Source organism: Streptomyces sp. CO7 (genome assembly GCF_053474865.1).
Map to the genome: position 1 here is coordinate 283,674 of NZ_JBRIOU010000002.1, position 4,120 is coordinate 287,793.

General features: G+C 73.7%; 6 protein-coding genes. 4 read left to right on the forward strand and 2 right to left on the reverse strand.

Annotated elements, in window-relative coordinates:
* The 4 genes from ACOV8S_RS03200 to ACOV8S_RS03215 form a co-directional block, all read left to right on the forward strand.
* Nucleotides 1-651, forward strand: a 651-nt coding sequence (locus tag ACOV8S_RS03200) for a glyoxalase (protein WP_448315988.1), incomplete at its 5' end; no start/stop codon positions are given.
* Between the two features lie 62 nt (nucleotides 652-713).
* Nucleotides 714-959, forward strand: a complete 246-nt coding sequence (locus ACOV8S_RS03205) for a helix-turn-helix transcriptional regulator (RefSeq protein ID WP_448315989.1) — start codon at nucleotides 714-716, stop codon at nucleotides 957-959.
* A complete protein-coding gene (locus ACOV8S_RS03210) occupies nucleotides 959-1,486 on the forward strand; it encodes a hypothetical protein (protein WP_448315990.1) in 528 nt (175 codons plus the stop codon). The genes ACOV8S_RS03205 and ACOV8S_RS03210 overlap by 1 nt, the downstream gene beginning before the upstream one ends.
* Nucleotides 1,487-1,672: 186 nt before the next feature.
* Nucleotides 1,673-2,299, forward strand: a complete 627-nt coding sequence (locus ACOV8S_RS03215) for a LysE family transporter (RefSeq protein ID WP_448315991.1) — start codon at nucleotides 1,673-1,675, stop codon at nucleotides 2,297-2,299.
* 127 nt (nucleotides 2,300-2,426) lie between these two features.
* Here the strand turns inward: ACOV8S_RS03215 and ACOV8S_RS03220 are convergent, their stop codons facing one another.
* Entirely contained in the window at nucleotides 2,427-2,813 is a 387-nt protein-coding gene (locus ACOV8S_RS03220) for a VOC family protein (RefSeq protein WP_448315992.1), read from the reverse strand.
* Nucleotides 2,814-2,947: 134 nt separating this feature from the next.
* Nucleotides 2,948-4,120, reverse strand: a 1,173-nt coding sequence (locus ACOV8S_RS03225) for an alkaline phosphatase D family protein (RefSeq protein ID WP_448315993.1), incomplete at its 5' end; no start/stop codon positions are given.

Consider the following 4,120-nt stretch of genomic DNA (forward strand, 5'->3'; position numbering starts at 1 on the left):
ACCACCGCGTCCCCCGCGTCCCCGTCCCTCGCCTCCGTCACCCTCGAGGTGGACGACGTCGAGTCCGCCCGCCGCTTCTACGCCGCCTTCGGAGTGGCCGGGTACATCCGCCTGCGGGCCTCCCAGGCACCCACCACCGGCTTCCGCGGCTTCACCCTGGCGCTCACCGTCTCCCGCCCCGCCACCGTGGACGGCTTCCTCGACGCCGCCGTCGAGGCGGGCGCCACGGTGCTGAAGCCGGCCGCGAAGTCCCTGTGGGGCTACGGCGGTGTCGTCCAGGCGCCGGACGGCACGGTCTGGAAGGTCGCCACCTCCGAGAAGAAGGACGCCGGCCCCGCCACCCGGGAGATCGACGACGTGGTCCTGCTCCTCGGGGTGGAGGACGTGAAGGCGAGCAAGCGGTTCTACGCCGGGCAGGGCCTGAGCGTCGCCCGCAGCTTCGGCGGCAAGTACGCCGAGTTCGCCGCCGGGGACGCCTTCCCCGTCAAGCTCGCCCTCTACAAGCGCCCCGGGCTGGCCAAGGACCTCGGCCTCCCGGCCGACGGCGCCGGCTCGCACCGGCTCACCCTCGGCGCCACGGGCGGCCCGTTCACCGACCCGGACGGCTTCACCTGGGAGACCGCCGAGTCCTCCACGGCCACCCCGGCCTGACCCGGGCACGTTGGCCGGAAATCGTGCAGTCCGTGTGCCTCGAAATGTAGTACTCCTTATACATGAGCGAGCAGGTGCACAACAGACTGGCGATGGTGCGCGCCGAGCGGAAGGTGTCGCGGCAGGTGTTGGCCGAGGCCGTGGGCGCGCACTACCAGACCATCGGCTACATCGAGCGGGGGCAGTACAACCCGAGCCTCGACCTGGCGCTGCGGGTCGCGAAGTACTTCGCGCTGCCGGTGGAGGCGCTGTTCTCCCTCGAGCCGTTCCAGCCGCTCACCGAAGAGGTCTACGGAGGGAAGCAGTGATGACGACCGGCCGGCTCACGCGCTACGACCGGGCCATGGTGCGCCTGATGAACCGGGGCGAGGGGCGGGCCCTGTACGCGTCGGCCCGTCGCCGCAAGGGGGTGGTCGCCGCCCACGTGGCGCTCACCGCGGCGCTCGGCGGGCTCATGACGTACCTGTACCTGGCGCAGCGGGAGCAGAACTGGCTCATCGTGCCGATGGCCGCGCTCCTGCTCCCGTGGATGTTCTGCACCGGCGTGATCAACAGTGCCACCCGTGGTCTGCTCGAACTGCGGGACCGGGCCCTGGACGAGCGTCAGCTGGCCGACCGGGCGCGGGTCCAGGCGCTGGCCCACCGGGCGATGACGGTGGTGCTGCTGGTGGCTGTGGCCGTCCTGCTCGGCACGGGCGCGGCCCTCGGCGCCGCGCCCACGGCCTATGCCGCACCCGTGCTGATCGCCGTGCTGGTCACGCACCTGTTGATGCCGCTGTGGGTCGCCGGGGTGACGGCCCGGGACGAGGTGGAGGACGATCTCCCACCGGCCTGAGCAGGCGGCGTGCCGCGTGCACGGGTGCGAGGGCGCGGAAATGTGGTTGCGCGGCCCGGTCCGCGCGGCGGAGCATCTGCGCATGAACGCGACCACCGCGCGCCCGCTGCCGCATTCCGACGCCCGATCGGCGCGGGGCCGACAGCAGCGGCACGCCGGCCTGCCGGGAGCGACCCGCCCACGCCGGTGAACGGGGCCCTGGTCGCGGGGCTGCTCGCGGGGTACGGCATCGCCGTGCCGGTGGGGGCGGTCGGCGCGTACCTGGTGACGCTGAGCGCGCGGACCACGCCGCGCACCGGCGCCTGCGCGGCGCTCGGGGTGGCCACGGCGGACGGGCTGTACGCGCTGCTCGCCGTCCTCGGAGGTTCCGCGCTCGCCGCGTTCGTGCGGCCCTTCGCGGACCCGCTCCGGTGGGCCTCCGCGCTGGTGCTGCTGGCCCTCGCGGCGCTGGGCGCCGTCGGCGCCGTGCGCGCCTACCGCGCGCGGCGGGCCGCGACCCGGGCCGGGGGGAGCCCCACCGGGCCGGGCCGGGCCTACCTGACGCTGCTGGGGATCACGCTGCTCAACCCCATGACGGTGGTGTACTTCGCCGCCCTGGTGCTCGGCGGCGACGCCGCCGGTGACCCCGCGCCGGCGGAGCGGGCCGTCTTCGTGCTGGCGGCGTTCGCGGCCTCCGCGAGCTGGCAGTTGCTGCTGGCCGGGGGCGGCGCGCTGCTGGGGCGGGTCCTCACCGGCGACCGCGGCCGCCTGGCGACCGCCCTGGCCTCCAGCACCCTGATCGCGGTCCTGGCCGTCCGCACGGTGACCGGCTGAGCCGCCGCGCGGAGACGGACCCCGCGGGCCGGGCCGCCGGTCACGCCCGTCGGGTGACGGGCGTGAGCTGGGCGGCCCGGCCCGCGGACCCCCGTGTCCTACCGGGTGGTCCGCCGGAAGACGGACGTCACTTCCAGCCCCCGTACGGCACCGTGATCAGTTCCATGGCGTGGCCCGCCGGGTCGAGGAAGTAGACGCCGCGACCGCCGTCGTTGCGGTTGATCTCTCCCGGCAGGCTCTGCCGCGGATCGGCCCAGTGCTCGATGCCCCGGGCCGTGATCCGGGCGTACGCGGCGTCGAACTCCTCCTCGGAGACGAGGAAGGCGTAGTGCTGGGTGGCGAGGTGGTCCTCGGGGACGGTGGCGAAGTCGAGGGTGACGCCGTTGGCGAGCTCGACGGCCACGAACGGGCCCCACTCGGCGGTGATCTCCAGGTCCAGCAGCTCCGCGAAGAAGCGGGCGGACTCCCGGTTGTCCCGGGCGTGGACGATGGTGTGGTTCAACTGGACGGACAAGGTATGCCTCCAACGGGCATATCCCGGCACCTCCATGCTCCACCCGGACGGTGGCCGGCACGCGATGCGACCGCCGAGTCTAGACCGCGCCGGGCGCCCCGCAAAGGGCTTTTCGCAGGGGCGGTCCGCCGCGGTCAGACCTGCACCCCCGGTACCCGGTCCTCGACGACCACGCTCGCGCGGGTGGTGACCGGGGCGCCGGGCCGCTGCACGTACGGCAGGACGCGGAAGTCCGTGGTCCAGCCGCGGCGGTCGACGTGGACGCGGGCGTAGCCGCGCTGGGAGTTGAAGAACTTCATGTGCGGGTTGGCGGCGAGGAACCTCTCGCCGTCGGGGCCGACGTCCACGCCGTCGCCGCCGCTGGTGATCGACGTGCCGACGAACTCCGCGCCCACGGTCGGGGATTCGGGGTCCTGGTAGTCGCGCTTGAGGTCCCAGGCGTAGTTCTGGTGGCGGTCGCCGGTGACGACGACCAGGTTGCGCACGCCGCGCCGGTCGGCCTCGGCGAGCAGACGGTTGCGGTCGGCGACGTAGCCGTCCCAGGGGTCGAGCCAGACCAGTTCGGCGGAGCCGGGGTCCTTGTCGGTCTGGCCCATGGGGGCCTGGTTGCCGAGGATCTGCCACTGGGCGGGCGAGCGCGAGAAGTTGCCCAGCACCCAGTCGCGCTGCCGGGCGCCGAGGATGGTGCGGTCGGGGTCGAACCGGGCGGTGCTGGTGGCGGACTCGCCGTCGCCGTCGGGCTGGTCGTCGCGGTACTGGCGGGTGTCCAGCATGGTGAGGTCGGCGAGGCGGCCGTAGCGGAGCCGGCGGTAGGCCCGCAGGTCGGGGCCGTGCGGCATCTGGGTGTGGCGCAACGGCTGGTGCTCGTAGAGGGCCTGGAAGGCGGCGGCGCGGCGCTGCCGGAAGACGGCGGGGTCCTGGTCGGGTTCGGTGTCGGCCTGGGAGAGGTCGCCGGCCCAGTTGTTCTCCACCTCGTGGTCGTCGAAGGTGACGATCCAGGGGAAGCGGGCGTGCGCCTTCCGCAGAGGCTCCTCCGCCTTGTAGAGGGCGTACTGGAGGCGGTAGCGGGCCAGGTCGAAGGTCTCGGTGTGGAACTTCGGGTCGGTGGTGACGCCGCGCCGGTTGCCGCGCACGCCCGACTCGTACAGGTAGTCGCCGAGGTGCACGACGAAGTCGAGGTCCTCCTCGGCCATGTGGTCGTAGGCCGTGTAGTAGCCGTCCTGCCAGGCCTGGCAGGAGGCGAAGGCGAACCGCAGTTCGGCGGGCCTGCTGTGGGCGGGCGGGGTGGTGCGGGTACGGCCCACGGG